The organism is Actinacidiphila glaucinigra (assembly GCF_035918135.1).
Taxonomy (GTDB): domain Bacteria; phylum Actinomycetota; class Actinomycetes; order Streptomycetales; family Streptomycetaceae; genus Actinacidiphila; species Actinacidiphila glaucinigra.
The window spans coordinates 1,639,457-1,665,301 of sequence record NZ_CP109144.1 but is presented as its reverse complement, the minus strand read 5'-3'; the positions used below and the strand labels follow the sequence as shown (position 1 = coordinate 1,665,301).

Sequence of the window (25,845 nt, the reverse complement as noted above, 5' to 3'; positions counted from 1 at the left end):
GAGCGCAAACAGTCTGTTGATCGCGGAGGGGGTTCGGTCGCTCCCCGCGGGTCTCAGCCCGTGGGGCGTGCGGCCGCCAACAGCCCTTCCCAGTCGGGGATCTTCACGGTCGCTCGGTTCAGCGACCGTCCCAGCGCCGCCTCGGCGGCCTCGATGGCCTCCCACCCGTTCCACTCCACCGGTTCCTGCCCCAGCGCCCGGAGCCCCTCCAGCGGATCGGCGGCCGTGGTGCGCCGGGCCAGCAGTTCCCGCGCGTCGGCGACCAGGGCCGCCGCCGTCTGCTTGGCGCAGGGCCGGTTGGTGCCGATGACCCCGGTCGGCCCGCGCTTGATCCAGCCGGCGACGTACTCGCCGGGCGAGGGCGCGCCACCGCGCAGCACACGGCCCTCCTCGTTGGGCACGATGCCGAGCCGGTCGTCGAAGGGCAGCCCCTCCAGGGGGACGCCGCGGTAACCGACCGACCGCAGCACCAGGCCGGCGTCGATGTCCTCCAGGACACCGGTGCCCCGCACCCCGCCCCGCCCGTCCGGCGCGGTCCGCTCGAACCGCACCCCCGTCACCCCGTCCTCACCGAGCACCGCCACAGGCCGCAGGAAGAACCGCAGATGGATGCGGCGCCGCCGGCCCGCAGCCGGCCGGGAGGCCCAGCCGCGCAGCACTTCCACATTGCGCCGGGCGACCGGGACGAGCCCCTGCGGATCGGCGTACGCGGGGTCGAGTTCCAGCTCCTCGGGACGGACGAGCGCCTCCGCGTCCGGCAGGTCGCCGAGCTCGCGCAGCTCCTTGGTGGTGAACTTCGCCTGCGAGGGCCCGCGCCGCCCCACCATGTGGACGTCCGTGACCCGGCTGTCCGCCAGGGCCCGCAGCACTCCCTCGGGCACATCGGTGCGGCGCAGCTCCTCGGCGCCCCGGGCCAGGATGCGGGCCACGTCGACGGCGACGTTGCCGACCCCGATGACGACGGCGGAGCGGGCGTGCAGGGGGAAGCCGTCGGGAGCCTCGTCGGGATGGGCGCTGTACCAGGAGACGAAGTGCGTGGCCGCGCAACTGCCGGGCAGGTCCTCCCCGGGCACGCCCAGCCGACGGTCGGTCGCGGCGCCGACGCAGTACACCACCGCGTGGTACAGCTCCAGCAGGGCTCCCGGGGACAGCCCCGGACCCCCGACGGTCACGTTGCCCAGGAAGCGGATCCGGGGGTCCTCCAGGACGCGCCGCAGCGTGCCCTGCAGGGACTTGATCTTCTCGTGGTCGGGTGCCACCCCGTACCGGACCAGCCCGTAGGGGCAGGGCAGGCGGTCGAGGACGTCGACGGCGACGTCCGGCGCCGACTCCTGGCGGGTCAGCGCCTCGGCCGTGTACACCCCGCTGGGACCTGATCCGACGACTGCCACACGCAGCACGGGCGCCTCCCCTTCGGCGAGGGTTGGGTTCACCTCGGCGGCCCGTGTGCCGCCCGGAACGGGCGGGACGGGCGGCCACGTCCAGCATCGCACCGAGGGGCCACCGGGGGGAGGGCACCGGAGCGTGTCGCGGTCCGGGATGTCAGCCCATGGCGCGCATCCGGGCGATCTCCGCGCTCTGCTGGGCGATCACGTCGTTCGCCCACTCGCCGACCTGGACGTTGCGCCCGTGCGTGAGCACGTCCGTGGCCATCGTCACCGCTCCCCGGTGGTGGGTGATCATCAGGCGCAGGAACTGCCGGTCGAACTCGGCGCCGCGCGCCTCGCGCAGCGCGGCCAGCTGCGCCGCGGTGGCCATCCCGGGCATCGAGGCGTGGTCATGGTCGTGGGCGGTGCCGTGGGAGCCGCCGTTGGTCTTGAGCCAGGCCTCCATGACGTCGATCTCCGGGCCCTGCGCGGCGTCGATGCGTGCGGCGAGTCCCCGGACCTGTTCGCCCGAGGCGTGACTGTCGGCGAGGGCGGTCATGACAAGCGCCTGCTGGTGGTGGGCGACCATGTTCGTCACATAGGTGAGGTCTGCCGGATTCGGGGAGTCGTCGGGCAGGGCCTTCGCCGCCTCGTCCCTGGAGAGGGTGGTGGCTTTCTCACCCGGTGCGCCCGGCGCGATGACCGAGGGCGCGGCGGACGCGGAATCGCTTCCGGAACCGCCATCGCAGCTGGTCAGGGCGAGTATTAAGGAGGCGGTGAGGGCCAGCGCGGGCAGCGTCGCAACGCGATAGGAAGAAAACACCAGTGCATTGTCATCTTTTGACGCGCACATGAGAAGGGCCATACTGCCGGGGTCCGCATGAAGTTCAATCGCGAACGGATACAAGGGAGGACGCGGTGAAGCGCTTACGTACAGCCCTCGCTCGCCCCGGACGACTGGCGACCCTGGCGGCCGCTGCCGTCACGTTGCTCGGACTGGCGGTTCCGGCCCCCGCCACGGCCGACGGGAGCATCCCGGGTGTCGACGAGGTCGTCACGAGCGCCAACGTCGAGCACCTGGTCAACATACCCAAGCAGTCCCTCGGGGGGTTCAACACCGACCTGGCGTTCCAGGGGAGATACGCCTTCGCGGGCAACTACGACGGCTTTGTCATCTACGACATCAGCCGTCCCACCAGCCCCAAGATGGTCAGCCAGGTCCTGTGCCCCGGATCCCAGAACGACATCTCGGTCTCGGGGAACCTGCTGGTCCTGTCCACCGACTCCTCGCGCTCCGACAACTCCTGCGCGAGCACGAGCCAGTCCGCCGCCGAGAAGTCCTCCTGGGAGGGCGTCAAGGTCTTCGACATCAGCGACAAGGCCAACCCGCGCTACGTCGCCGCCGTGGAGACCGCCTGCGGCTCCCACACCCACACCCTCGTGCCGGGCAAGCGCGACCTGTTCGTCTACGTGTCCTCCTACTCGCCCAGCGCCTCCTTCCCCGACTGCCAGCCGCCGCACGACGGCATCTCCGTGGTGAAGATCCCGCGCAACCACCCGGAGAAGGCCGCCGTCACGGCCTTCCCCGTCCTCTTCCCGGACGGCGGCAACCCGGGCGTCCCGCCCACCGACACCCAGGCCCGGGTCAGTGAGACCACCGGCTGCCACGACATCACCGCGTTCCCGAAGCTCGGGCTCGCCGCCGGCGCCTGCATGGGCGACGGCATCCTGATGGACATCCGCGACCCCGAGCGGCCGAAGGTCCTCGACCGTGTCCAGGACAACGTCAACTTCTCGTTCTGGCACTCGGCGACCTTCAACGAGCGGGGCAACAAGGTCGTCTTCACCGACGAGCTGGGCGGTGGCGGCGGCGCCGAGTGCAACGCCGCGATCGGTCCGCAGCGCGGTGCCGACGGCATCTACGACATCGTCCGCAAGCACGGCAAGTCCAAGCTCGTCTTCCGCAACTACTACAAGATCCCGCGCCACCAGGCCGACACCGAGAACTGCGTCGCCCACAACGGGTCGCTCATCCCCGCCAAGGGCCGCGACATCATGGTCCAGGCCTGGTACCAGGGCGGCGTCTCCGTCTGGGACTTCACCGACTCCGCCCGACCCAAGGAGATCGGCTTCTTCGAGCGCGGGCCCATCTCGGCCGACACCCTGACCCTCGGCGGCTCCTGGAGCGCCTACTACTACAACGGTTACATCTACTCCAACGACATCGCCAAGGGCTTCGACGTCCTCAAGATCTCCGACCGGCGCACCGACAGCGCCCGGGGCATCCGGATCGCCGAGCTCAACGTCCAGACCCAGCCCGACTACCGCTGAGCGGTCCCGGGCAGCTGCGTTCCGCCGGGCGGCAGGTCGCCCGGCGGAACGCCGAGTTCCCAGGGCAGGCCGTACCGCTGGAACGCGTCGGCTCTCAGCCGCGCCAGCGGCATGGCCGCGCCCGGGATCAACTGCGCGAACACCCCGCCCATGAGCAGGGCCCGCAGCATCCGGTAGTCCTGCTCGGGATCCGTCGAACCCCAGGCCCGCACGGCGCCCAGCAGCAGTTCGGCCAGGCGCTGCCGTTCCTCGCACTCGCTGAACCCCTCCGCCTGGAGGATGCCCGCCATGTGCGCCCGCATGACGACCGGATGGTGCACGGGCAGCGCCAGGACCGCGTCGATCGCCCGGGCCAGCACCTCGCGGCCGTCGGCGGGGGCGGGTTCCCGTCCCAGCGCCGCGGCCAGTTCGCAGTGCATCAGCCGGTGCGCGGCCGACTGCAGCAGCAACCGCTTGCCGGGGAAGTAGTACGACACCAGACCGCGTGCCGAGCCCGCGCGGTCGGCGATGTCCCCGAGCGTCGTGGCCTCGAACCCGCGCTCCTCCACCAGTTCGACGGTCGCCTGCAGCAGGCGCTCCCGTGAACGCCGGCGCATCGCTTCATTGACCGAAGGTCGCCGAGGGGACATGCTTTACTCCTGCGTTGACTGGCTCGGAGCCAATATACTCAGAGCCGGCCCGCCATGAGTGGCATGCTCATGCGGGTGACGGGGGTGAGGTGCATGTACCCGGCGGCGCGGGGGACCGCCGGGTACCGCATCTCCGCGCCGGCGCGCTCACACCCCCATCAGGCGGTCAGGTCCAGCACCGGCAGCAGCCCCGACGGGCGTTGCTCCACCGGCAGATGGTCCACCAGGTGCACCGCGCAGCCCATCGCCGCCGCCCCGCCGTCCGCACGCCGGTCGTCCCCGACCATCGCGACGCGCTCCGGCGGCAGCCCCAGCCCCTCGCACGCGATGCGGAACAGCCGCGGATCCGGCTTCTGGACGCCGTGCTCGAAGCTCAGTACGAAGACGTCCACCAGCCCTTCCAGACCGTGCGCGCGGAACACCGGCCGCAGGTCCCAACCGATGTTGCTCACCACCGCCACCGGCACGCCCCGGCGCCGCAACTCCCCGAGCACCTCCATCGCGTCCGGGTACGGCGACCAGGCGTCAGGCTCCATGTGCCGGTCGTACAGCGCGTCGTAGGCCTCCTCCCACGGCAGCTCCACCTCCCGCGCCAGCGCGGTGAACGCCGCGCGGTGGTGCTCCGCCGACAGGTCCCGCTCCTGCCACAGCCGCTCCAGCCGCGCCGGCACGCGCTCCGGCGGCGCGCCGCCCGGAAGCCCGCCGGCCCGCTCCAGGCGCTCCGCGTACGCCGCGATCTCGCCCTCGCCGAGGGCGATCCCCAGCCGCTCCAGCACCGTCCCCAGCCAGCGCCGGGCGGGCTCGGCCCGCAGCAGGGTCCCGGAGAAGTCGAACATGCATCCCTTGATGGTCATGCCCGTCATCCTCCCCGACCCGTCGGACGACCCCCGCGACGGGCCGTTCGACGTCTCAGGAGGTCGGCCGGTCCGGCTCGGCGGCGCCCGTGCGCCACGGTTCGCAGAGCGCGGCGGTGCCGGTGAGGACGGCCGCCGCCAGCAGCCAGCCGCCCAGGATGTCGGAGGGCCAGTGGACGCCGAGGTAGACGCGGGTGAAGCCGACGCCGACGACCGACACGAAGGCGACGGCGCAGGCGGCCACACACCAAGGGGAGCGAGCCGGCACGCGGAGCAGCAGCAGCCACAGCAGGGCGCCGCAGACGAGCGCGGCGGTCGTCGCGTGGCCGGAGGGGAAGGCGGCGAAGGCCGCCGAGTCGACGGGGTCGGGCCAGCGCGGGCGTTCCCGGCCGACGAGAGCCTTGGCGGCCTGCTGGATCACCCAGCCGAGGGTGCCGGCCAGCACCAGCCACAGGGCCTGGCGGTTCTCGCGCCGTACGAGCAGCCACCCCACGGCCGCGAGCAGCAGCAGACGCATCGTCAGCGGATCCCAGACCCAGTCGGTGAGGACGCGGTTGAGCCGGGTCCAGCCGGAGTGCCGCACCGCGACGGCGTGCAGCTCCACCGTGATGGCGCGGTCGGCGGCGAGCAGCGGCCCCCAGCGCGCCGCGACGATCCCGAGCAGCAGCAGGAAGGCGGCGGAGGCCGCCGCGCACTGGCTCAGACACGCGGTGCGCAGGGCGCGGTCGGGGTCCCGGACGGCGGACGGTGCGGGAGGGGCGTGCATGCAGCCGAGGCTACGTGAGCGCCCCGATTCCGGGGCCGAATGCCACGACCAACGGCACGACGGGGATCAGCAGCGCGCACGCGGAGGCATGGGCGCGGCCGAGGCGGGTGAGGCGGGGCGCCGGGTCCAGCAGCCGGTTGACGCGGACCGGGACCTGCGCGTCCGGCGCCGGGCAGGGGCCGAACACGCCGCGGTCCTCGTTGAGTTCGACCAGGGCCAGCGCGGTCGTGAGCCGCCCGAAGCGGCGTGAGGCGATGTCGTCGGCGGCGAGCTCGACGAGCCGGTGCACCTGGTCGCGGAACCCGGCGAAGACCGGCACCTGCGGGAAGCCCGAGGCCAGCGCGCCGGCGCAGTGCAGCAGGACGTCGTGCCTGGCGCGCGCGTGGCCCTGCTCGTGGGCGAGTACGGAGTCGAGCTGACGCCCCTTCAGGCGGCGCAGCGCGGCCGTGGTGATGACCAGTTGCGGCCGGGGGCCGGTCAGCCACCAGGCGTCCGGACGCTCACTCTCCAGGACGACCAGCCGCTCGTCGGAGGCGGCGGCCTCACCGGGCAGCCGTGGCGAGCGGGCCCGCAGTTCGGCGCGGCGTGCCCGCTGCCTGGCGCCGGCCCTGCGGATCTCCCGGGCGAGCATCGCCGCCGTCCAGACGCCGCCGCAGGCCAGCAGGACCGCCAGATAGCCCGCCCAGGGACCGTAGCCGGGCAGCTCGTAGGCGGCGACGACACCCCGGGGGGCGAAGGCGAACAGCCCCTCGCGCAGCCAGGTCCAGGTGGCGGAGGCGCTGAGGGCCATGGCCAGGAACAGGCAGAGCAGGACCGCGCCGACCACGCACTGCCACACCCACAGGGCCAGCACCGGTTCCTGCTCGGGCCAGACGGCGCGGGTGAGAAGGCGCGGGGCCATGGCGGCCGCCACCGCACCGAGCAGGAGCAGCACGAGCGGGACGGTCATGCCGCCACACTATGAGGGCGTCACTCCGCACGGGTACGTTCTTCGAGGGGAAAGTGACGCGCCTCACTGCCGTCACAGGGTGAGGAGCATCGCGAACATCCCGATTGCCATGGACACGCGGCACGCCGACGCCAGTTCGGGAGCGTGCGCCACCGGTACGGCGCCCCCCGCGGACGCCGTACCGGCCGCGGTCACGGTGGCGGGGGCCGAGACCAGGCGGACGCCCGCGGCCAGGACGTATATCGCGAAGTACGCCAGCAGCAGCCCGGTCGTCGCGGGCGTCCCGGCCGGGGTGTGGCCTGCGTGGGCCCCACCGCCGACGGCGCCACCCCCGGCCATGGCCACCGCCATGTAGACCATCGCCCCGGCGCCCACCGCGTGGTGCAAATGGTGCGCGTCGTGGCGGGCAAGCAGCAACGCCCGCACCGCGGCGACGCCGAAGACCAGGCCGAAGGCCGCGGCGGCCCACCGCGGCGGATCGAGGACCGACACCGGCACCGCCATCGCCGCCATGCCCATCCCCATCAGCGCCTCGGCGCGCGCCACCCGGCGCTCCTCGGGCCCGGTGCCCGGGCAGCCGAGCCGGGTGCGGAACAGGCAGTACACCCCCGTGGCGGTGCCGAGCACCACGAGCAGCCAGGCCACCAGCGGTGGTCCGTGCATGAGCGGCCCTCCTTCGGCTCCTGCGCGGAGGATGCCCGGCCACGGCGGCGCATACTCCAGCGCACGGGCGTACCGGGGGAGCACGGCGGGGCCGTCCAGGGCCTCAGCTGCGGGCCCGCTGGGTGACGGCCACGCACACCAGGACCGCCAGCGCCGCCGGCCCGGTCAGCGTGCCCAGGTCCTCGCCGAGCAGCGCGGCCGCCCAGACCAGCGTCAGCAACGGCTGCGCGAGCTGCAACTGGCTGGCACGCGCGACGCCGATGGCGGCCATGCCCCGGTACCAGACCATCAGCCCGAGGAACTGGGACACCACCGAGACCCAGAGCAGCCCCGCCACCGCCCGCCCGCCGAGGTGCAGCGGTTCGAGCGCGAGCGCCACCCCCGCCGCCGGCACCGTCAGGGGCAGCGCGCCGACCAGCGCCCATCCGATGACCTGCCAGCCCGGCATGACCGAGGCCAGCCGCCCGCCCTCGACGTAACCGGCCGCGCAGACCAGCAGCGACGCGAAGAGGAAGACGTCACCCGTGGTCAGGGCGCCGCCGCCCTGCCACAGGGCGAAGCCCACCACGACGGCACCGCCCGCGACGGCGGCGGACCAGAACGGCTTCGACGGGCGCGTGCCGACGCGTACGGCGGCCAGCACGGCGGTGACCAGCGGCAGCGCGCCCACGACGACGGCGGCGTGCGAGGTATCGGTGGTGCGCAGCGCCAGGGTGGTCAGCAGGGGGAAACCGAGGACGACACCGAGCGCCACGACCGCGAGCCCCGGCCAGTGCCGGCGGTCGGGCACCGGCACCCGCGCCGCGGCGAGACAGGCGGCCGCCACGGCCGCCGCCAGCACGCCCCGGACGGTGGTGGCCGTCCAGGGGCCGAGCCCCGTGAGCGCCCAGTGCGTCGCGGGGAAGGTCAGGGAGAAGGCGGCGACGCCCAGTCCGGCGAGAGCGGTGCCGCCCGCACGGCTCCCGACCGCTATCGGCGGAACGGCAGTAGCGCTATTCTGTGCTGTCATGAATGACGGTAGCAGTTCCGGAAACCTCGCGGATACCCTGCGCGCTGAGCTTCACCGCTACTCGCCGGGCGAGAAGCTGCCGTCGAGTCGTGTTCTCGTCGACCGCTTCGGCGTCAGCCCGGTCACGGTCTCCCGCGCCCTGGCCGCCCTCGCGGCCGAGGGGCTGGTCGTCACCCGTCCCGGCGCGGGCGCCTACCGTGCCCGAAGCGCCGCCACCGGACCTCGCGCCGTCGACACCTCCTGGCAGCAGGTCGCCCTCACCGTCGAGGAGCAGCACGGCGAACCCGCGCCCAGGGTCGTCGACGCCTCCGGCGTGACCGCCAGCCTCGCCGTACCCCCGCCCGGGGTCATCGCCTTCAACGGCGGCTATCTGCATCCCTCGCTCCAGCCCGGGCAGGCCCTCGGTGCCGCGCTCGCCCGCGCCGCCCGCCGGCCCGGTGCCTGGGACATGCCGCCGCTGGAGGGGCTGACGGCGCTGCGGGCCTGGTTCGCCCGCGAGGCGGGCGGCCCCGGCGGTACCCTCGGCCCCGCCAACGTCCTCGTCACCGCGGGCGGCCAGGCCGCGCTCACCACCGCCCTGCGCGCGCTCGCCCCGCCCGGCTCGCCGGTGCTGGTCGAGTCGCCGACGTACCCCGGCGCCATGGCCGTCGCCCGCGCCGCCGGCCTGCGTCCCGTCCCCGTCCCCGTGGACGAGGACGGCGTACGGCCCGACCTGCTCGCCGACGCCTTCGCCGCCACCGGCGCCCGGGTCTTCTTCTGCCAGCCGCTGTTCCAGAACCCCACCGGGGCCGTCCTCGCCGCCGACCGCCGCCGCAGGATCACCGAGATCGCCCGCGCCGCCGGGGCCTTCCTCATCGAGGACGACTTCGCCCGGCGCCTCGGCCACGGCGCCGAACCGCCGCCGCCCCTGGTCGCGGACGACCCGTACGGCACCGTCGTGCACGTCACGTCGCTGACCAAGCCCACCTCGCCCAGCCTGCGCGTCGGCGCGCTCGTCGCCCGCGGCCCGGTCATGGAGCGGCTGCGTGCCATCCAGGTCGTCGACAGCTTCTTCGTGCCGCGCCCCCTCCAGGAGGCCACCCTCGAACTCGTCGGCGCCCCCGCCTGGCCCCGCCATCTGCGGGCCGTCTCCGTGGGCCTGCGCGACCGCCGTGACGCGATGTCCGCCGCCCTCCACCGCGAACTGCCGGGCCTCATGGCCGAGGTCCACGTCCCCATCGGCGGCTACCAGCTCTGGCTCCGGCTCCCCGACGGCACGGACGAGTCCGCCCTGGCCGCCGCCTCGCTGCGCGCCGGCGCCGCCGTCGCCCCCGGGCGCCCCTACTTCGCCGCCGAGGCCCCGGCCCCGTACGTCCGCCTGAGCTTCGCCGACACCAGCGGTACCGAGGAGATCGCCGAGGGCGTCCGCCGGTTCGCGGCGGCCTGCGCCGAGACGGGCGTGGACGCGACCTAGCTGGTCAGGGGGCCTAGGGGCGGTAGCGCAGCGGGTGATCGGCCGGCACCTCCACCACGCAGATCTCGATCCCGTCCGGATCCTCGATCCACATCTCGATCAGCCCCCACGGCTCCCGGACGGGCTCCCGCACGATACGGACCCCGCGCCCGGCGAACCGCCGGTGGCACTCCGCGACGTCCTCGACCTGGAGCCACAGCCGAAGCCCCGGGGCGGGCGGCCCGTCGGCCTGCCCCGAGACCTCCAGGAAGCCCCCACCGAGGAAGAACACGGTGCCGCGCTCCTCCCAGGGCCCGAACTCTCGGTAGACCGCCAGCCCCAGGTCGTCGCGGTAGAAGGCGCGGGACCGTTCGAGTTCCGTCGGCCGTAGCAGGATCCGGCTGCTCAGTACGTTCGTCACGGGCCCGAAGCTACCCACGCGCCGCCGGGGAAACCGGCTGACACGGCGCTTTCTGCTGCGCGAGGCTGCCCCGCATGGACCACGGCCCCGGCGTGATCGCCCCGCTGTTCACGACCTGACGGCGTCCTGCACTGGAGCGTGGAGGGCGGCTGCGAGACATGCGGGGCCGGCGAGGTGGGGTGCGGACGCGGCGAGGTCCCCGAGTACGTCAGCGCCGCCTGATCGCCGCCCACGGCGAGGTGGTGCTGCGTGCCGAGCCGCTGCCCGCGACCGCGGGCGCGCGTGCCTTCAAGACGGTGCGCGAGCTCTTCGGTGTGCCGCTCGCCGAGGTGCGCGGACGGTTGCGCGCGCTCGCCGCGGAGGGCGAGCGGGGGACGGGACCCGAGACGGCGCTGCTCGCCGCCCGTCTGCGGGAGGGCGGGTTCGCCGTCACCCTGGAGGCCGGTCAGCCGCCCACGGGCGAGAAGCGCTTCGTGCCCACCGCGCCCGGCCGCCGCCGGCCCGCCAACCCGGCCGCCCGCGGCCGACCGGTCCTCACCGCCGCTGCCGCCCGCGTCGGCCGCGGCAGGGGCCGCGAGGTGCGCCTTGTGCCGGGAAGCCTGCCCGAGGAGTTGCGCGAACCGCTCGCCGACTACCTCGCGGCGGGCCGGATCCTCGTCATCGCCGTGAGCCACGCCCCGGATCCGCCGGCCGAGGGGGCCCTACGAGTACGTCCGCCCCGGGCGGGCCACCGACGGTACCTGGACGTGGGACCTGGCCTGGGAGCAGTGGGTGCGCCGGCGCGGGTGCGCGCCGCCCGAGGAGTTCGTGCGCCAGGTGCGGGCCAGGGGCTTCGTGCCGCCTCCCGGCGCGACCGGCTAGCCTCGGGACGAACCGCCGCCGCCGAGAGGACGCCCCCGCCATGGAGACCGCACAGCCCGTCGCCCGCCCCGTCTTCCGTACCGCCACCCGTGAGGACGTCCCCGCGCTCGTCGAGCTGATCGAGTCGGCGTATCGCGGCGAGTCCAGCCGCACCGGGTGGACGACGGAGGCGGACCTGCTCGAAGGTCAGCGCACCGATCCCGAGGGCGTGGCGGCCGTCATCGAGGGCCAGCGCAGCCTGATCCTCGCGGTCGAGTCGGACGGCGCCGTCGTGGCCTGCTGCCAACTGGAGAACCGCGACGGGCACGCCTATTTCGGGATGTTCGCCGTGCGCCCGGCCCTTCAGGGCAGCGGCATGGGCAAGCTGGTGCTCGCCGAGGCGGAGCGCCGGGCCCGCGAGGAGTGGGCGGCGGACGAGATGCACATGACGGTGATCACCCAGCGCGCGGACCTGATCGCCTGGTACGTGCGCCGCGGCTACGTGCGGACCGGCCGCACCAGCCCCTTCCCGTACGGCGACGCAAGGTTCGGGCTGCCCACCCGCGACGACCTCGCCTTCGAACTGCTGGTCAAGAAGCTCGCCTGAGCCGCCCCGCCCGACCCGGGTCGGGTCACCAGTCGGTGAGGCCGCCCTCGACCGCGCGCTTGACCGCCGGCATGTCGGTGACGACGCCGTCCAGCCCGAGGGCCCGCGCCAGGGCGAGGTCGGCCGGGGTGTTCACGGTCCAGGAGATCACCGAGATCCCCGCGCGGTGGCACTCCTGCACCAGCGCCAGGCTGATCCGCCGCAGGCTCAGGCTGACGAGCCTCGCGCCGACCGCCTGGGCCCGGGTGACGATCTCCGAGCCCATCGGGCCCTGGGCGACCAGCACGGTGCGCGCGTCGGGCAGCAGCTCGCGGATCTCGGCGAGCGCCTCGTCGTGGAAGGACAGGACGTCGACGCGCTCGACCAGGTCGCGCTCGCGCATCACGCCGGCCAGCACCCGGGCCGCCGCGACGTCCTTGATCTCGGCCTGGATCGGCTTGGTGACCGCGTCCAGCACCTCCTCGAACACCGGGATCCGCTCGCCGTGGCCCGCGTCCAGATCGCGCAGCTCGTCCAGGGTGAAGTCGCCGATCAGCCCGGAACCGTCCGTGGTGCGGTCGACCTTCACGTCGTGCATGACGATCAGGGCGCCGTCCTTGCTCAGGTGCAGGTCGAGCTCGATCTGGTCCATGTCCTCGCGCTCGGCGCGAACGAAGGAACGGAGGGTGTTCTCGGGCTCGACGCCCATGACACCGCGGTGGCCGACGGTGAGAAAGCTCAAAGGGGATCGCTTCCGTGCTGGGTGCTGCGCGTGATCGACGGACAGTCGGCAGCCTAGCGGGCCCTTACGGCGCAAGGCCGAACGCGGGATGAACGGCGCGGCCGCCCGCAGGAAGATCCACGGTCCGGGGCCTCCTCCGCGGAAGAATCTCCTCCGCCTCCACTTGAACGGGAGAAGCTGCCGTATATACGGTGAGCTGACAACAGGTTCTTCAGTGAAGGAGGGGTCATGACGGAAATTCTGTCGCCGGTAGCGGCATCGATGGACAGCGCAGCCACCAGCGAGACCGGTGTGTCCGGCGGCGGCATTGTCCGGCACCCGGCCTGGGCGGTCCTGAAGCAGGCGGTGGAGGAGATCCGCCCCTGGCAGAGCAAGGACGGCTCGATCGACTTCTCCGCGGAGGGCGCGCCCGAGCGCGCCGACGCCGAGAGCGCCCTGGACCGGGCGGTCCGCGCCGTCGAGGACCTCTCCCCGCTCGTGCCGCACGACAGCGCCTACCACGAGGCCCTGGTCGTGGACCTGCGCCGCTGGGCCGAGGGCGGCTTCGCGGTGCCCGACTTCCTCGACTCGCTGCTTGCCTTCCACCCGGCGGCCGACCGTCAGGACGGCCTGGAGCACCTCGTGGTGTTCCCGATGTACACGCAGAACGGCAACCCGGACCGCAACCTGGAGGCCGTCGCGCTGCGCGTCGTCTGGCCGGAGTGGCTGTCCGAGCTGGAGCGCACCCGCTACGACAACCCCCTCTTCGTGCCGATCACCTTCGAGGACTTCACCCCCGGGTACGACACGAACTCCGCCGTGCTCTTCCCGGAGACCGTCGCCGTCCGCGAGGCGCCCGAGCGCTTCACCTGGGGCGGCATCTTCTGCGACCGCGAGGCCGCCCGCTTCCGCGCGGTGAGCCGCGCCGCCGTGGACACCCTGGGCCTGGAACTCCCCGAGGACGCCGTCGAGCTCCTCGGCGACCAGGATCTCAGCCAGCAGACCTTCGTGCTGTGGGACATGATCCACGACCGCACGCACAGCCACGGCGACCTGCCCTTCGACCCCTTCATGATCAAGCAGCGGCAGCCGTTCTGGATGTACGGACTGGAGGAGCTGCGCTGCGACCTCACGACCTTCAAGGAGGCCGTGCAGCTGGAGGCCGAGGGCCACGGCATGGGCCGCTACGTCCAGTACGCGATCCTCTTCGACCGCCTCTTCCGCTTCCCGGTCACCGGCGACCGCGTCCGCAACTACGACGGCCTGGGCGGCCAGCTGCTCTTCGCCTACCTGCACAAGCACGACGCCGTACGCTGGACGGACAACAGGCTCCACATCGACTGGCAGCGCGCCCCGCAGGTGACCAACCAGCTGTGCGCCGACATCGAGAAGCTGTACCGGGACGGCATCGACCGCCCCAAGCTGGTGCACTGGTTCGCCGCCTACGACCTCGTCGCGGACTACCTCTCGCCGCACCCCGGTTCGGTCTGGGCCAAGGGGCCGGAGGCCCTGGACCTCGACCAGCCGCCGCGGAAGCTCGTGGACGACGTGCTGCCGGACGAATTTCCGCTCAGCATGTTCTACGAGGCCCTGGCGAAGAAGCTGCGTGATGTGATCGCCTCGACCAAGGGCATCACGGCCCACGGCACCGGCCAGGTGGCCGCGTGACCGATTCAGGCGAGGAGGCGGCGGAGATGACGGAAGCCAACGAGGCGGCCAGGGGACCCCTGGCCGGAGCCGTGATCGCGGTGGCGGGGGCCGGCGGCCCCGCCGGACGCGCGACGCTGCAGCGGCTCGCCCGTGCCGGCGCCTGGGTCATCGCCGCCGACGCCAACCCGGAGCGGCTCGCCGAGGCCGTGGACCTGGCCCGCTTCGACGCCGGCGGCGCCGGGATCACCGGCGACATCGTCGACCTGCTCGACCTGGACGCCACCCGCGAGTGGGCGGGCCGCATCGAGAAGGAGCACGGCCGGATCGACGGCATGGTCCACCTGGTCGGCGGCTGGCGTGGTTCGGCCTCCTTCCCGGAGACCGACCTCGCGGACTGGGACTTCCTGGAGAAGCTGCTGATCCGCACCGTCCAGCACACCTCGCTGGCCTTCCACGACGGACTGCTGTCCAGCCCCGTCGGGCGCTACGTGCTGATCAGCGCCGCCGGTGCCACGCAGCCCACCGCCGGCAACGCGGCGTACGCCGCGGCCAAGGCCGCCGCCGAGGCGTGGACGCTGGCGATGGGCGACTCCTTCCGCAAGCTCGCGGGGGAGCAGGGGCCGACCGCCGCCGCCACCGTCCTGGTGATCAAGGCGCTGGTGCACGAGCAGATGCGCAAGGAGCGCCCGAACGCCAAGTTCGCGGGCTTCACCGATGTGACCGACCTGGCCGACGCCATCGCGGACGTGTGGAACCGGCCCGCCGAAGAAGTGAACGGAACCCGCCAGTGGCTGACACCCCGCCCGTGACCGCACTCCGGACCGACGCGGTCCGGCATCACGACCCCCGCGTCCGGGGCTTCGCCAGCGACAACTACGCGGGCGTCCACCCCGAGGTGCTGGCGGCGATCGCGCTCGCCAACGGCGGCCACCAGGTCGCCTACGGCGAGGACGACTACACCGCCCATCTGCAGGACGTCTTCCGCGGCCACTTCGGCCCGCGGGCCGAGGCCTTCCCGGTCTTCAACGGCACCGGCGCCAACGTCGTGGCCCTGCAGGCGCTCACCGAGCGTTGGGGCGCGGTCGTCTGCGCCTCTTCCGCCCACATCAACGTGGACGAGGGCGGCGCCCCGGAGCGGATGGGCGGTCTGAAGCTGCTCACCGTGCCCACCCCGGACGGCAAGCTCACCCCGGAGCTGATCGACCGGGAGGCCTGGGGCTTCGACGACGAACACCGCGCGCAGCCGCAGGTCGTCTCGATCACGCAGTCCACCGAACTGGGCACCTGCTACACGCCCGAGGAGATCCGCGCGATCTGCGAGCACGCCCACGAGCGGGGTATGGCCGTCCACCTCGACGGCTCGCGGATCGCCAACGCCGCGGCCACCCTCGGGGTGCCGCTGCGCGAGTTCACCACGGACGCGGGCGTGGACGTGCTGTCCTTCGGCGGCACCAAGAACGGGCTGCTGCTGGGCGAGTGCGTCGTGGTGCTGAACCCGGAGCGGGTGCGGGCGATGAAGCACCTGCGCAAGCTGTCCATGCAGCTCGCCTCCAAGATGCGCTTCGTCTCGGTGCAGTTCGAGGCGCTGCTCGCCGGCGACCTGTGGCTGCGCAGCGCCGGTCACGCCAACGCGATGGCCCGGCGTCTGGAGTCGGCCGTCCGCGCCGTCGAGGGTGTCACCGTCGTCCGTCCCGTACAGGCCAACGCGGTCTTCGCGCGGCTGCCGCGCGAGGTCAGCGAACGGCTGCAGAAGCGCTACCGCTTCTACTTCTGGGACGAGTCGACCGGCGAGGTCCGCTGGATGTGCTCGTTCGACACCACCGAAGAGGACGTGGATTCCTTCGCGGCGGCGCTGGCCGAGGAAATGGCCGCCCACTCCGCCTGAATCCGTCGTCCGCACGGCACGGCATCACAAAGCCCGAGGGGCGTACGGGATTTCCCGTACGCCCCTCGGTGCGTCATTCCGCGCCCCTCGTGGGGGCGCCGGATCACGCGTTGACGCAGACGTTGCCGGCCGTGGGGTTGAGCAGCCCGACGATGTTGATGGTGTTGCCACACAGGTTGATCGGCACGCTGACCGGAATCTGGATGACGTTGCCGCTGGCGACACCGGGCGAGCCGACGGCGGCGGCCTTGGCCGAGGCACCGCCGTGGTCGTAGCCGCGACCGTGGTCGGACGCGGCTGCGGCGCCGGCGGCACCCAGCACGGTGGCGCCGGCGACAGCGGTCAGGGCCGCGGCCTTCGCGATGCGCATCATTCGTTCTCCTTATGGAAGATCGCTCTGTGGACCCTGCTCAACGACCCGCGGTGGGGCCGGATGTGGGAATCCACCCGTTCGGCCCTTGCGTCAACCGCGTAAACGTCACCGACTCGTACGGGGAGGTGATTCCGGTCTCGTAGAGCAGGCCGACCGTGCCGTCTCCGAGTTCGACGAGGTCGGAGTAGGCCGCGGGGAGGTCGCTGACAGGGGGTCCGGATGTCCACGACGCGCCCTGGTCGCCACTGACCCGGAGGGTCATCAGGCGGCGCTTGGCGGGGTCGGCCGGGCCCGAGTACACCAGGGCCCCCGCATGGGTGCGCAGTACGCTGCCCTGCACCTCGGGGCCCTGCAGGGCCCCCTGCGGCCGGAAGACGCCGGTGATGGTGAGCCCGCCGTCCGGGCTGTAGGCGTCGGCGCGGGTGGGGGCGGAGAACCCGCGGTCGTCGCGGCTGTTGACGTAGACCCGGCCGTCCGCGAGCTCGGCCATGGTGCTCTCGTTGAGGTTGAGCCAGTCCCCGGGAAGCGCCTGGACGAAGCCGATGTGCCAGTTCTGCCCGCCGTCGTCGCTGTACAGGGTGTGGGCGCCGTGCACCGTCTCGCCGGCCAGGACGGACGTGTGGTTGGCGGGTACCAGCAGCCGTCCGGCGTGCGGACCGTTCCTCAGGGCGATGGCGTGCCCCGGACCGGTCGCGTACCAGCGCCAGCCGGGGGGTTTGACCGTGGACGTGATGTCGCGGGGCGGGGACCAGGTCAGGCCGCCGGAGTCGCTGTGCAGTTCGTGGACGAGCCGTTCCTTGCCGGTGCCGCGGCAGATCAGCAGGACGACGCGGCCGGTGCGGGGGTCGACCACCGGGGCGGGGTTGCCGAAGGTCTCGGTGCCGGCGTCGGCGATCACCTGGAGGGGTTCCCAGGTGCAGCCTCCGTCGTAGGAGCGCCGGAGCACGACGTCGATGTCACCGTCGTCCGCCGCCGAGTTGCGCCGTCCCTCGGCGAAGGCGAGGACGGCGGTCCCGCCGATGCGCACGACCGCCGGGATCCGGAAGGTGTGGTAGCCCTGCGTCCCGGACCGGAAGGGCACCGAGGTCGTGCAGGCCACCGGGAGCGGCGTCGCCGCCTCGCCCAGGGACGCCTGCCATCCGGTGGCGCCGGTGAACAGCAGGGCGAGGCCGGCCAGCGTGTGCCGGCGTCTGGCGGCGGCGAATGTCATCGGGCGATTCCTCCGGGGCGGCGTGCGGTCGGCCGGCGGCGCCACATTCTCATCGGTCCGCCCGGGTCGCGGCATGACACTCCGTTCGAAGTTATTCCGGTAGTTCAATATGAGGAATTAGGCCGAAACGGGCAGGGATATGCTTGACGATTCACCGGGCCCCGCCTTTCCCTGTGTCAGAGGTATCGACCAATGAATGTGCCCGGATCCTTTCGGGGGTGCTGGTCGAAAGGCGCGCATGGAGCGATAGTTGTGCACCTGTCGTCCATGCCCATGACAGGGGGACACCCGCCATGACCCGACCGACCCCGCGTCGAACGGTGCTGGCCGCCGCCATCGCGGCGGCCACCGCGGCGGCGACCGCCCCGCGGGCCCTCGCCGCGTCCGACGCGGATGCGTGCGACCTCGCCGACGACGTGGTGGGCAGGCCGGGCGCCCACGACGGCGACGCGGCCCCCGTGGACTACCGCGCCTGGACGCGATGGGCCGACTGGCACCGCGGGCGGGGCTCCGGCACCGGTGTCGTGCACGGCCCGCGCCCCGGTGTGGCCATCCTGCGCCCCACGGGCACGGTGGAGTACACCGACCCGCACACCCGGATCACCGCCCCGTGGGAGACCGCCACCTGGACCTCTCCCGAGCACACCCCGCGGCACCCGGCGACCGAGGTCGTCGCCTCCTGGAACGCCCGCACGCCTCCCGGCACCTGGATCCAGGTCGAGTTGCGCGCCACCTACACCGACGGCAGCCGCTCCCCGTGGTACGTGATGGGCCGCTGGGCCTCGGGTGACGCGGACATCCGGCGAACCTCCGTCGACGACCAGAGCGACGGCAGGAGCAGCGTCTGGACCGACACGCTCTCCGTCGACGATCCCGCCTCGGGCCTGCGGCTCGCCTCGTACCGGCTGCGGCTCACCCTGCTGCGGACCCCCGGCTCGCGGGTCACCCCCACCGTCTGGCGGCTCGGCGCCATGGCGTCCGACATCCCCGACCGGTTCACGGTGCCGGCGTCCGTGCCGGGCGCGGCACGGGGGATCGAACTGCCCGTGCCGCGTTACTCGCAGGAGATCCACAAGGGCCAGTACCCGCAGTACGACAACGGTGGCGAGGCCTGGTGCAGCCCGACGGGCTCGCAGATGGTGATCGAGTACTGGGGCCGCGAGCCGACCGCCGCCGACCTGGCCTGGGTCGACCCCTCCTACGCAGACCCCCAGGTCGACCACGCGGCCCGCTACACCTACGACAACCAGTACGAGGGCTGCGGCAACTGGCCGTTCAACGCTGCCTATGCCGCGACCTACCGCGACATGGTGGGCGTCATCACCCGGCTTCGGGGCCTGGGCGACGTCGAACTGCTGATCAGGGCGGGCATTCCGGTGATAACGTCCCAGTCCTTCCTCGCCACCGAACTGGACGGCGCGGGGTACGGGACCTCCGGGCACCTGATGTGCGTCATCGGCTTCACCACCGACGGCGACGTCGTCGCGAACGACCCCGCGAGCCCCGACGACGCCTCGGTGCGCCGCGTCTACAAGCGGTCGCAGTTCGAGACCATCTGGCTCAGGACGAAGCGCTACACCGCCGACGGGCAGCTGCGCAGCGGCACGGGCGGCGTCTGCTACCTGTACTGGCCCCTGCGGCCCTCCGGCCGTCAGGCGCGGGCACTGCGGCGGATCGGGGTCCTCTAGGCGCCGCCGTCACGACAACGCCCCCGCCGCGGCCGCGTTCAGCGGGAGGGGGCGGGCGTGAACGGCACCACGAGGCGGGACGCGCTCGGGAGCGGGAGTGGCGGGACGCTGACGCTCGGCAGGGGGAGCAGGGACGGAAGGTACGTCGGGTAGTAGGGGGGGAGGGCCGTTCGCCAGTCCAGGGCCGGGTAGCCGGTCGGGTCGGAGAGCCCCTGGCCACAGACCAGGGCGCCGTCGACGATACGGCAGAGTGTCACGGCGGGTGACGGTACCTTCGTGCCGTCGTTGCCGCCGGCCGTCGCGATGATGGCCAGGACGAAGGCGGCCGCGCCCATCGTCACCAGCGTGACACGGGTCTGGCGCTTCTTCCGCTCCTCCGCTTCGGGGTCCACGACGGTCGTGAACTCCCATCCCCGGAACGACGGCTCCCTCGCTTCGCCCGGTATCTCCTCCACCCACGGATTCGCCGGGTCGGGCGGCCCCGACCGGTCGGGGTCCACGTCCAGGAGTGTGAGGTGGAGCCGCAGCCGGTCGAGTTCGGGGGGCTCGGAGAGCGCCTCCGCGACGAGCACGCGCAGCCCGTCGTCGGCCAGTCCGTCGCACACCAGGCGCGTGCCGCCGCCCCAGAGCGGGATCCAGGAGGCCCGTCCCTCCCTGAGCAGGGTGTGGCCCACCAGCGCGTACAGGGCCTCCGACAGCTCCTCGCGGGTGCCGTCGAACTCCCGTGCCAGCGGCGCCGTTCCGTCGTCGGCGAGCAGACGCAGCACGGTGTCCAGCCCCGGGAGCCGCTCCCCGGTCGCGCGGGATGCGGCACGCAGCAGGTCCCAGGCGCGGGTGCCCGCGACGCGGTTGGCGGAGAGCTCGATCCAGCGCTCCCACGGGACGGTCGTCCGGCTGCGGCCCGCCGGACCGCGCAGCTCCTCGAGCACCGCTCCCATGTCCTCGGGAAGCAGCCGGAGTGCCCCCGTCCCGTCGTCCTCCCCGGGCGGGACGTCGAGTTCCCCGAGACGGCGCAGCCTGAGGCCGAGCGGGGGGTGGGAGTCCCGCCGGTTCGAGCGGGTGCGGTCGTCGCCCACCGGTACACGAAGGACGCCCGGCGCGCCGAGCAGTGAACGGAACGCCAGGTAGGGGTTGTCCGGGTGCATCCCCGCCAGGGCGGACGGATCGAGCCACTCCCGCTGGAACCTCCGCCACGCCGACGCGGTGCCGTGCGTCGCGCGCAGCGCCGAGCCCGTCACCTCCCGCCCGGCCAGGCGCGCGGCCGTACGGTCCGCCTCCAGCTCCTGATGGCGGCGGACCGCGAAGGTGAGCCACCGGAAGGCCATCGCGTACAGCCGGACCGAGCCGCGGACCACGAGGTGCGGAAGGGAGAACCACCGCTTCCCGCCGTCCCACTGACCGAGCGTCGTGGCCAGTGCCACGTCGCACCGGTATGCGACCGCGCCGAAACGGGTGTGCCGGTGGGAGAAGTGGCCGAACTCGTGGGCCAGCACGGCCCTCAGCTCCGCGTGGGTGAGACTCGCCAGGAGGGGCAGGCCCAGGTGGAGCCGCCGCTGCCCGGACAGCAGGCCCAGGGCCGCCCCGTCCTCGGACACGGAGGCGTTGGCGTCCCCGGTCAGCAGCAGCACGTCCGGCGGACGCGCCCCGACCCGCCAGGCGATGCCCGTGGCCAACTCCCACAGCGCGGGCGCCTCTTCGCGGGACACCTGCACCGCGTCCGGACGCAGGGGCGTCGACCGGGTTATCGCGCCCAGCCCCTGGGCCATGCTCAGGAGCAGCGGGACGGCGGCCGCCCCGATGATGACACCGCGCAGCGCGAGGTCCGTCTGGCCGTCACGGGCCGCGAGCAGGAAGAGGCCCAGCAGCCCCAGGATGCCGAGCCCGAGCCCGCCGATCAGCACGACGAGCCCCGCCAGCAGCACGATCGCCAGCAGCGCCCGTAACGACGCCCACACCGTGTTCACCGCCCACCCCCTCGCGTCCCCCGTGTCCCTCGATGATGCCCTCTCGCGGACGCCGTGGACCACTTGTCCACAGGCTCCTCAGCCGGCCGGCACGCGCGCGTATCGGCCCGCCACGCGCAGGTCGTCGCCGATGCGCGCGGCGGCATCGAGGAGCGGGGGCAGCAGTTCGGAGCGCGACTCCTCCACGGAGCGGCGGCTGGCGTGCATGGAGACGTTGATCGCCGCCACCACCCGGCCGCCGCGGTCGCGGACGGGGACGGCGATGGACCGCAGGCCCTCCTCCAGTTCCTCGCTGACCAGGGCGTGCCCGTCGGCGGCGACGTCGTCGAGGACCCGGGCCAGGTGCGGTGCGTCCGTGACGGTGTACCGGGTGAGCCGCGTGAAGTCGGTGCGGCCGAGGTGTGCCGCGCGTTCCCGCTCGGGCAGCCCCGCCAGCAGCACGCGCCCCATCGCGGTCGCGTAGGCGGGGAAGCGGGTGCCGAGCGTGATGTTGACGCTCATGATGCGGACGGTGGGGACGCGCGCCACGTACTGGATGTCCTCGCCGGACAGCACCGCCATCGACGCGGAGTCGTGCACCGACTCGACCAGTTCGATCAGATGGGGCTGCGCGATCTCGGGCAGCGTCAGTCGCGACAGGTGGGCGCAGCCCAGCTCCAGCACATGCGGGGTGAGCCGGAACAGGCGCTCCGCGGAGGCGACGTAGCCCAGGTGCTCCAGGGTGATCAGGGAGCGCCGCGCGGTGGCGCGGGCCAGTCCGGTGGCCTCGGCGACGGCGGTCAGGGAGAGTTCGCCCCGGCCCTCGCCGAAGGCGGTGAGCACGGTGAGCCCGCGGGCCAGCGACTCCACGAACTCCGGCCCGAGTTCCTGCTTGGAGGCCCGGGTCCAGGTGGCGGGGGACGCGCCGACCGGGGAGGGGGCGGGTGCGCCGGCCGGCCGGGAGAGGGCGTCCTCCATGGCCGCGACCGTCTCCCGCAGCCGGGGCAGCACGGCCTCGCGCAGCGACCCGGCGCTGTGCCTGCTGGTGTGGCTGACCACGCTCACCGCGCACACCGGCCGCCCGGCGCCGTCCCGTACGGGCACGGCGACGGCGATCAGTCCCGGTTCGATGAGCTGGTCGTCGGTGGACCAGCCGTGGGCACCGGCGGCGGCGACCCGCTCCGCGAAGGAAGCGGCGGCGTCGCCGTGTCCGCGGGGCAGCGCGGGGAAGCCGGTGTCGTGCGGGTCCGCGGCGCGGCGGCGGCGCCAGCGCTCCCAGCCGGCGTCGTCCCAGTCGCCGGCGAAGAGCGCCCCGGGGGCGCCGCGCTCGGCGGGCAGCTGGTCGCCGATGCGGAAGGTCAGGGACATCGCGCGGCGCCGGGTCGCCTGGTGGACGAAGCGGACCCCGTCGCCGTCCGGCACGGCGATGGACACGGACTCGTCCAGGCCGTCCGCGAGGGCGTCGGCGAGCGGTCCCAGCAGGTCGGGGAAGCGGCTGGCGGCGAGGTAGGCGTTGCCGAGCTCCATCAGCCGCGGGGCGAGAACGGCGTCGCGGCCCTCGACCCGCAGGTACCCGGTCCGGACGAGGGTGCTGACCACCCGGTCCACCGTGGAGCGCGCCAGGCCGGTGGCGCGCACGAGGTCGCCGACCGAGCGGCGGCCGTCGGCCGCGGCCAGCTCGCGCAGCACCGCCAGTCCCCGGACCAGGGGGCCCACGGCCTCCTGCGGCGGGGGAGCGGTCGCGGTGGTCAGCGGCGTCATCAGCACTCCAGCGTGGCGAAATGTCGTCGAAACCGTACCGCCCCGGAACGTTGACAGAGCGGGCGCCCGAGGATCAGACTCGGGCACGAGCAATTGTGAACTTAAGTTCACTGGACGAACAAGACGAACGAGAAGGTGGGCGCAGGATGGACAAGGTGGTCGCCTCGGCCGCTGAGGCCGTAGCGGACGTCCAGGACGGCGCTTCGCTGGCGGTCGGCGGCTTCGGCCTGAGCGGCGTGCCGAACACGCTGATCCAGGCCGTGTACGAAGCCGGGGTCGGCGGCCTCGCCGTCGTCTCCAACAACTGCGGCGCCCTCGACTCGGGCCTCGCGGTCCTGCTGGCCGCGCACCGCATCGCCCGCGTCACCGGCAGCTACATCGGGGCCAACAAGGAGTTCGCCCGCCAGTACCTGGCCGGCGAGCTGGAACTCGAACTGATCCCGCAGGGCACCCTGGCCGAGCGCCTGCGCGCGGGCGGCTGCGGCATCCCCGCCTTCTACACCCCGGCGGGCGTCGGCACCCAGGTCGCCGAGGGCGGCCTGCCCTGGCGCTACGACGGGGACGGAGGCGTGGCACTGGCCTCCCCGCCCAAGGAGGTGCGCGCCTTCGACGGCGCCGAGTACGTCCTGGAGCGCGGCATCACCACCGACTTCGCCCTCGTGCGCGCCGCCAAGGGCGACCGCCACGGCAACCTGGTCTTCAACAAGGCCTCCCGCAACTTCAACCCGCTCGCCGCGATGGCCGGCCGAATCACCGTCGCCGAGGTCGAGGAACTCGTCGAGCCCGGCGAGCTGGAACCCGACCAGGTGCACCTGCCCGGCATCTTCGTCCAGCGCGTGGTCGCGCTCACCCCGGAGCAGGCCGCCGACAAGAAGATCGAATTCCGTACCGTCACCGCCAGGGAGGTGCGGGCCTGATGGCCTGGACACGCGACGAGATGGCCGCCCGCGCGGCCCGGGAACTGCGCGACGGCGAGTACGTCAACCTCGGCATCGGCCTGCCGACGCTGATCCCCAACCACCTCCCCGAAGGCGTCGAGGTCGTTCTCGAGTCGGAGAACGGCATCCTCGGCACCGGCCCCTTCCCGTACGAGGAGGAGGTCGACCCCGACCTGATCAACGCCGGCAAGGAGACGGTCACCGTGCTGCCAGGCGCGGCCTTCTTCGACTCCGCGCTGTCCTTCGGGATGATTCGCGGCGGTCACATCGACACCGCCGTGCTCGGCGCCATGCAGGTCTCCGCCGGCGGCGACCTGGCCAACTGGGCCATCCCCGGCAAGCTCGTCACCGGCATCGGCGGCGCCATGGACCTGGTGCACGGCGCCCGGCGGGTCATCGTCACCATGACCCACACCGCCAAGGACGGCAGCCCCAAGATCCTCAGGGAGTGCGCGCTGCCGCTCACCGGGAAGGCCTGCGTGGACCGGATCATCACCGACCTGGGCGTCCTGGACGTCACCGACGGGGGACTCGTCCTCGTGGAGACCGCACCCGGCGTCACCACGCAGGAGATCCTGGAGAAGACCGCGGCCCCGGTGCACGTCGCCGCCGCAGAAGGGAGCGCCCGATGAGCGGGCAGCTGCGTGAGGTGTACATCGTCGACGCCGTCCGTACCCCGGTCGGCAAGTACGGCGGCGCCCTGTCGGGAGTACGCCCCGACGACCTCGCGGCGCATGTCGTGGCCGCGCTGGTGGCCCGTACGCCCGAGCTCGACCCGGCCAGGATCGACGACGTCTTCTTCGGCGACGCCAACGCCGCGGGCGAGGACAACCGCAACGTCGCCAGGATGGCCGCACTCCTGGCCGGGCTGCCCGTCACCGTCCCCGGCACCACGGTCAACCGGCTCTGCGGCTCCGGCATGGAGGCCGTGATCCAGGCCGCCCGCGCCGTGGCCGTCGGCGACGTCTCCGTCGCCGTCGCCGGGGGCGTGGAGTCGATGAGCCGCGCCCCCTGGGTGCTGCCCAAGCCGGAACGCGCCTTCCCGGCGGGCCACCAGGAGATGTACTCCACCACCCTCGGATGGCGCATGGTCAACCCGAGAATGGACCCGCGGTGGACGATCCCGCTGGGCGAGAGCGCCGAGCTGATCGCCGACCGGCACGGCATCACCAGGGAGCAGCAGGACGCCTACGCAATGGCCAGCCACGAGAAGGCGGCCCGTGCCTGGAAGGACGGCCTGTACGAGGCCGAGGTCGTCCCGGTCGACGGCGTGGACCTGCCGCGCGACGAGACGATCCGCGACAACACCTCCATGGAGGCGCTCGCCCGGCTGAAGCCCGCCTTCCGCAGGGACGGCGGCACCGTCACGGCGGGCAACTCCTCGCCCCTCAACGACGGAGCGGCGGCCCTGCTCATCGTCGACGAGGAGGGCCTGAAGGCCACCGGCCGCGAGCCGCTGGCCCGCATCCGCGCCTCCGCCGTCACCGGCATCGAGCCCGACTACTTCGGCCTCGCCCCCGTCGAAGCCGTCCGCAGGGCACTGGCCAAGGCCGGCAAGGGCTTCGGCGACCTCGGCACCGTGGAGCTGAACGAGGCCTTCGCCGCACAGGTGCTCGGCTGCCTCGCCGGATGGCCCGAGCTCGACCCCTCCGTCGTCAACCCGCGCGGCGGCGCCATCGCCGTCGGCCACCCGCTCGGCGCCTCCGGCGCCCGCATCGCCGGCGCCGTCGCCCACCAGCTCGCGGCCGCGGGCTCCGGCACCGGCCTCGCCGCCCTGTGCATCGGCGTCGGGCAGGGCCTCGCCCTCGTCCTGGAACGGTAGGAGCCCC

At 73.2% G+C, this 25,845-nt stretch carries 25 protein-coding genes; 11 read left to right on the top strand and 14 right to left on the bottom strand.

The annotated features are described in order from the left end of the window. Positions 1-53: 53 nt before the first annotated feature. A complete protein-coding gene (locus OIE69_RS07370) occupies positions 54-1,400 on the bottom strand; it encodes an FAD-dependent oxidoreductase (RefSeq protein ID WP_326571131.1) in 1,347 nt (448 codons plus the stop codon). A 142-nt stretch (positions 1,401-1,542) separates the two neighbouring features. After that, the gene (locus OIE69_RS07365) at positions 1,543-2,220 is read right to left on the bottom strand and encodes a DUF305 domain-containing protein (protein WP_392567476.1); all 678 of its coding nucleotides are present in this window, start codon (positions 2,218-2,220) and stop codon (positions 1,543-1,545) included. 113 nt (positions 2,221-2,333) lie between these two features. Between OIE69_RS07365 and OIE69_RS07360 the strand changes: the two genes are divergently transcribed. Beyond that, positions 2,334-3,698: an LVIVD repeat-containing protein gene (locus OIE69_RS07360; protein ID WP_326581031.1), complete on the top strand. Its 1,365-nt coding sequence runs from the start codon at positions 2,334-2,336 to the stop codon at positions 3,696-3,698. Here the strand turns inward: OIE69_RS07360 and OIE69_RS07355 are convergent. The 6 genes from OIE69_RS07355 to OIE69_RS07330 all read right to left on the bottom strand — a co-directional run bounded on the left by OIE69_RS07355 (position 3,689) and on the right by OIE69_RS07330 (position 8,568). Beyond that, positions 3,689-4,327 carry a TetR/AcrR family transcriptional regulator gene (locus tag OIE69_RS07355; RefSeq protein ID WP_326571129.1) on the bottom strand — a complete coding sequence of 213 codons (639 nt, stop codon included), beginning with the start codon at positions 4,325-4,327 and terminating at the stop codon, positions 3,689-3,691. The two genes, OIE69_RS07360 and OIE69_RS07355, sit on opposite strands and share 10 nt — an antisense overlap. Positions 4,328-4,485: 158 nt before the next feature. After that, the gene (locus OIE69_RS07350) at positions 4,486-5,181 is read right to left on the bottom strand and encodes an HAD family hydrolase (RefSeq protein WP_326571128.1); all 696 of its coding nucleotides are present in this window, start codon (positions 5,179-5,181) and stop codon (positions 4,486-4,488) included. 55 nt (positions 5,182-5,236) lie between these two features. Next, positions 5,237-5,947 carry a phosphatase PAP2 family protein gene (locus tag OIE69_RS07345; protein WP_326571127.1) on the bottom strand — a complete coding sequence of 237 codons (711 nt, stop codon included), beginning with the start codon at positions 5,945-5,947 and terminating at the stop codon, positions 5,237-5,239. 10 nt (positions 5,948-5,957) lie between these two features. Beyond that, the gene (locus OIE69_RS07340) at positions 5,958-6,896 is read right to left on the bottom strand and encodes a M56 family metallopeptidase (protein WP_326571126.1); all 939 of its coding nucleotides are present in this window, start codon (positions 6,894-6,896) and stop codon (positions 5,958-5,960) included. Positions 6,897-6,968: 72 nt separating this feature from the next. After that, positions 6,969-7,559: a DUF5134 domain-containing protein gene (locus OIE69_RS07335; protein WP_326571125.1), complete on the bottom strand. Its 591-nt coding sequence runs from the start codon at positions 7,557-7,559 to the stop codon at positions 6,969-6,971. A gap of 103 nt (positions 7,560-7,662) precedes the next feature. Further along, the gene (locus OIE69_RS07330) at positions 7,663-8,568 is read right to left on the bottom strand and encodes a DMT family transporter (RefSeq protein ID WP_326571124.1); all 906 of its coding nucleotides are present in this window, start codon (positions 8,566-8,568) and stop codon (positions 7,663-7,665) included. Between OIE69_RS07330 and OIE69_RS07325 the strand changes: the two genes are divergently transcribed. Then, positions 8,567-10,021 carry an aminotransferase-like domain-containing protein gene (locus OIE69_RS07325; RefSeq protein WP_326571123.1) on the top strand — a complete coding sequence of 485 codons (1,455 nt, stop codon included), beginning with the start codon at positions 8,567-8,569 and terminating at the stop codon, positions 10,019-10,021. The two genes, OIE69_RS07330 and OIE69_RS07325, sit on opposite strands and share 2 nt — an antisense overlap. Positions 10,022-10,034: 13 nt before the next feature. On the opposite strand, the gene OIE69_RS07320 is transcribed toward OIE69_RS07325, so the two are convergent. After that, positions 10,035-10,421: a VOC family protein gene (locus OIE69_RS07320; RefSeq protein WP_326571122.1), complete on the bottom strand. Its 387-nt coding sequence runs from the start codon at positions 10,419-10,421 to the stop codon at positions 10,035-10,037. A gap of 179 nt (positions 10,422-10,600) precedes the next feature. Between OIE69_RS07320 and OIE69_RS07315 the strand changes: the two genes are divergently transcribed. Together OIE69_RS07315 and OIE69_RS07310 are read left to right on the top strand one after the other, a co-directional pair. After that, positions 10,601-11,401 carry a hypothetical protein gene (locus tag OIE69_RS07315; RefSeq protein ID WP_326571121.1) on the top strand — a complete coding sequence of 267 codons (801 nt, stop codon included), beginning with the start codon at positions 10,601-10,603 and terminating at the stop codon, positions 11,399-11,401. Further along, positions 11,323-11,868 (top strand): GNAT family N-acetyltransferase, encoded by a 546-nt coding sequence (locus tag OIE69_RS07310; protein ID WP_326571120.1) that lies wholly within the window; start codon positions 11,323-11,325, stop codon positions 11,866-11,868. Before OIE69_RS07315 ends, OIE69_RS07310 begins: the two co-directional genes overlap by 79 nt. A 25-nt stretch (positions 11,869-11,893) precedes the next feature. Here the strand turns inward: OIE69_RS07310 and OIE69_RS07305 are convergent, their stop codons facing one another. Next, positions 11,894-12,589 (bottom strand): glycerophosphodiester phosphodiesterase, encoded by a 696-nt coding sequence (locus tag OIE69_RS07305; protein ID WP_326571119.1) that lies wholly within the window; start codon positions 12,587-12,589, stop codon positions 11,894-11,896. Between the two features lie 228 nt (positions 12,590-12,817). On the opposite strand from OIE69_RS07305, the gene OIE69_RS07300 reads away from it, so the two are divergent. From OIE69_RS07300 to OIE69_RS07290, 3 genes are read left to right on the top strand one after another with little or no spacing between them, the layout of a single operon-like run. Next, the gene (locus OIE69_RS07300) at positions 12,818-14,236 is read left to right on the top strand and encodes a DUF6421 family protein (protein ID WP_392567475.1); all 1,419 of its coding nucleotides are present in this window, start codon (positions 12,818-12,820) and stop codon (positions 14,234-14,236) included. Positions 14,237-14,262: 26 nt separating this feature from the next. After that, complete coding sequence (locus OIE69_RS07295) at positions 14,263-15,027, top strand: SDR family oxidoreductase (RefSeq protein WP_326581028.1); 765 nt, start codon at positions 14,263-14,265, stop codon at positions 15,025-15,027. After that, positions 15,006-16,103 (top strand): threonine aldolase family protein, encoded by a 1,098-nt coding sequence (locus OIE69_RS07290; protein WP_326571118.1) that lies wholly within the window; start codon positions 15,006-15,008, stop codon positions 16,101-16,103. Before OIE69_RS07295 ends, OIE69_RS07290 begins: the two co-directional genes overlap by 22 nt. A 103-nt stretch (positions 16,104-16,206) precedes the next feature. Here the strand turns inward: OIE69_RS07290 and OIE69_RS07285 are convergent, their stop codons facing one another. Together OIE69_RS07285 and OIE69_RS07280 are read right to left on the bottom strand one after the other, a co-directional pair. Beyond that, positions 16,207-16,476, bottom strand: a complete 270-nt coding sequence (locus tag OIE69_RS07285) for a chaplin (RefSeq protein ID WP_326571117.1) — start codon at positions 16,474-16,476, stop codon at positions 16,207-16,209. 37 nt (positions 16,477-16,513) lie between these two features. Continuing rightward, complete coding sequence (locus OIE69_RS07280; RefSeq protein ID WP_326571116.1) at positions 16,514-17,686, bottom strand: sialidase family protein; 1,173 nt, start codon at positions 17,684-17,686, stop codon at positions 16,514-16,516. Positions 17,687-17,979: 293 nt separating this feature from the next. On the opposite strand from OIE69_RS07280, the gene OIE69_RS07275 reads away from it, so the two are divergent. Then, positions 17,980-19,374 carry a peptidase C39 family protein gene (locus OIE69_RS07275; protein ID WP_326571115.1) on the top strand — a complete coding sequence of 465 codons (1,395 nt, stop codon included), beginning with the start codon at positions 17,980-17,982 and terminating at the stop codon, positions 19,372-19,374. A gap of 38 nt (positions 19,375-19,412) precedes the next feature. On the opposite strand, the gene OIE69_RS07270 is transcribed toward OIE69_RS07275, so the two are convergent. Then, positions 19,413-21,338 carry a M48 family metallopeptidase gene (locus OIE69_RS07270; protein ID WP_326571114.1) on the bottom strand — a complete coding sequence of 642 codons (1,926 nt, stop codon included), beginning with the start codon at positions 21,336-21,338 and terminating at the stop codon, positions 19,413-19,415. Between the two features lie 78 nt (positions 21,339-21,416). Continuing rightward, positions 21,417-23,078, bottom strand: a complete 1,662-nt coding sequence (locus OIE69_RS07265) for an IclR family transcriptional regulator domain-containing protein (RefSeq protein WP_326571113.1) — start codon at positions 23,076-23,078, stop codon at positions 21,417-21,419. A 146-nt stretch (positions 23,079-23,224) separates the two neighbouring features. Here OIE69_RS07265 and OIE69_RS07260 point away from each other — a divergent pair, with 146 nt between their 5' ends. From OIE69_RS07260 to OIE69_RS07250, 3 genes are read left to right on the top strand one after another with little or no spacing between them, the layout of a single operon-like run. Then, positions 23,225-23,995 carry a CoA transferase subunit A gene (locus OIE69_RS07260; protein ID WP_326571112.1) on the top strand — a complete coding sequence of 257 codons (771 nt, stop codon included), beginning with the start codon at positions 23,225-23,227 and terminating at the stop codon, positions 23,993-23,995. Next, positions 23,995-24,648 carry a CoA transferase subunit B gene (locus OIE69_RS07255; RefSeq protein ID WP_326571111.1) on the top strand — a complete coding sequence of 218 codons (654 nt, stop codon included), beginning with the start codon at positions 23,995-23,997 and terminating at the stop codon, positions 24,646-24,648. Before OIE69_RS07260 ends, OIE69_RS07255 begins: the two co-directional genes overlap by 1 nt. After that, entirely contained in the window at positions 24,645-25,838 is a 1,194-nt protein-coding gene (locus tag OIE69_RS07250; protein WP_326571110.1) for a thiolase family protein, read from the top strand. The genes OIE69_RS07255 and OIE69_RS07250 overlap by 4 nt, the downstream gene beginning before the upstream one ends. Positions 25,839-25,845 lie beyond the last annotated feature (7 nt).

What these genes read in the sequence shown, in the direction of transcription:
- OIE69_RS07280 (WP_326571116.1), bottom strand. Translation starts at nt 17,686, where the DNA reads ATGACATTCGCCGCCGCCAGACGCCGGCACACGCTGGCCGGCCTCGCC.
- OIE69_RS07365 (WP_392567476.1), bottom strand. Translation starts at nt 2,220, where the DNA reads ATGTGCGCGTCAAAAGATGACAATGCACTGGTGTTTTCTTCCTATCGC.
- OIE69_RS07345 (WP_326571127.1), bottom strand. Translation starts at nt 5,947, where the DNA reads ATGCACGCCCCTCCCGCACCGTCCGCCGTCCGGGACCCCGACCGCGCC.
- OIE69_RS07310 (WP_326571120.1), top strand. Translation starts at nt 11,323, where the DNA reads ATGGAGACCGCACAGCCCGTCGCCCGCCCCGTCTTCCGTACCGCCACC.
- OIE69_RS07300 (WP_392567475.1), top strand. Translation starts at nt 12,818, where the DNA reads ATGACGGAAATTCTGTCGCCGGTAGCGGCATCGATGGACAGCGCAGCC.
- OIE69_RS07335 (WP_326571125.1), bottom strand. Translation starts at nt 7,559, where the DNA reads ATGCACGGACCACCGCTGGTGGCCTGGCTGCTCGTGGTGCTCGGCACC.
- OIE69_RS07285 (WP_326571117.1), bottom strand. Translation starts at nt 16,476, where the DNA reads ATGATGCGCATCGCGAAGGCCGCGGCCCTGACCGCTGTCGCCGGCGCC.
- OIE69_RS07350 (WP_326571128.1), bottom strand. Translation starts at nt 5,181, where the DNA reads ATGACCATCAAGGGATGCATGTTCGACTTCTCCGGGACCCTGCTGCGG.
- OIE69_RS07275 (WP_326571115.1), top strand. Translation starts at nt 17,980, where the DNA reads ATGACCCGACCGACCCCGCGTCGAACGGTGCTGGCCGCCGCCATCGCG.
- OIE69_RS07250 (WP_326571110.1), top strand. Translation starts at nt 24,645, where the DNA reads ATGAGCGGGCAGCTGCGTGAGGTGTACATCGTCGACGCCGTCCGTACC.
- OIE69_RS07265 (WP_326571113.1), bottom strand. Translation starts at nt 23,078, where the DNA reads ATGACGCCGCTGACCACCGCGACCGCTCCCCCGCCGCAGGAGGCCGTG.
- OIE69_RS07330 (WP_326571124.1), bottom strand. Translation starts at nt 8,568, where the DNA reads ATGACAGCACAGAATAGCGCTACTGCCGTTCCGCCGATAGCGGTCGGG.
- OIE69_RS07325 (WP_326571123.1), top strand. Translation starts at nt 8,567, where the DNA reads ATGAATGACGGTAGCAGTTCCGGAAACCTCGCGGATACCCTGCGCGCT.
- OIE69_RS07260 (WP_326571112.1), top strand. Translation starts at nt 23,225, where the DNA reads ATGGACAAGGTGGTCGCCTCGGCCGCTGAGGCCGTAGCGGACGTCCAG.
- OIE69_RS07340 (WP_326571126.1), bottom strand. Translation starts at nt 6,896, where the DNA reads ATGACCGTCCCGCTCGTGCTGCTCCTGCTCGGTGCGGTGGCGGCCGCC.
- OIE69_RS07295 (WP_326581028.1), top strand. Translation starts at nt 14,263, where the DNA reads ATGACGGAAGCCAACGAGGCGGCCAGGGGACCCCTGGCCGGAGCCGTG.
- OIE69_RS07255 (WP_326571111.1), top strand. Translation starts at nt 23,995, where the DNA reads ATGGCCTGGACACGCGACGAGATGGCCGCCCGCGCGGCCCGGGAACTG.
- OIE69_RS07355 (WP_326571129.1), bottom strand. Translation starts at nt 4,327, where the DNA reads ATGTCCCCTCGGCGACCTTCGGTCAATGAAGCGATGCGCCGGCGTTCA.